Below are 728 nucleotides of genomic sequence, written 5' to 3'. Positions count from 1 at the left end.
GCCCTTCTTTTGGACGGGAACGACAGTCGCAGCAATCTCCTGAGAACGACGCAGGATACGTTCGTTGTAGAAGCCGCGATCAGCCAACAGAAGCTCTATCTCGAAGGGATAGGCCTCGACGCGGTCGAGGACACGCTCGACCGCGTCGGCCTCTTTCTCATCGCTACGGACGTACGTCATCGCCAACGTCACTGGCTTTCCGTTCGAGACGAGATACGCCGTGCAGTACCGGTGGCACGTCGTTGTTCCGTCTTTCGCGTGCATGCGGCAGAGTTCACCTTCTTCATCGGCGTACGTTCCGTGGTAGGGGTTATCGACGAAGTCAATGGAGACGATCCTCGACCGATCAGGGTCGAGGATCGTCATCGCTAACTCCCAGAGAAGGCGGTTAGCAACCCGCTCAAGCCACTCTCGGTTGAGCGTATGTAGCCAGTCCATGACAGTATCATCACAGGCAGCGTTGTCGTTGTCCTTGCACGTCTCCCAGATGGAGGTCTGATTGACTGCTGCAAGAATGACGACCGCCCAGATATCGCCGGGATCGAGGGGCGAGCCCTCGATCCCTGGCAAAGGGAGCTGGCAAATGACGTCTTCCGCTAGATCTTTTACGTCTGAGTCCGAAAGAACACCGTCTGGTTGAGGGGTTTTGAACACATTCACTTAACCAGACATCTTCCACATCAGATCAACGCTTTAGCTCCAGCTCTCATACCGGTTGGGAAGTACCG

Annotated in this window: 1 protein-coding gene; it reads right to left on the bottom strand. The window is 55.8% G+C overall.

Translation table 11 applies throughout. The features are described from left to right. Positions 1-654: ISH3 family transposase (locus tag ACERI1_RS18815; RefSeq protein ID WP_373620002.1), on the bottom strand; the 654-nt coding region annotated here is incomplete at its 3' end. Between the last annotated feature and the right edge of the window lie 74 nt (positions 655-728).

The sequence above is a fragment of the Natrinema sp. HArc-T2 genome, assembly GCF_041821085.1.
GTDB lineage: Archaea > Halobacteriota > Halobacteria > Halobacteriales > Natrialbaceae > Natrinema.
Note: the sequence above shows the minus strand (reverse complement) of the source record. Positions and strands in the feature narration are given on the sequence as shown.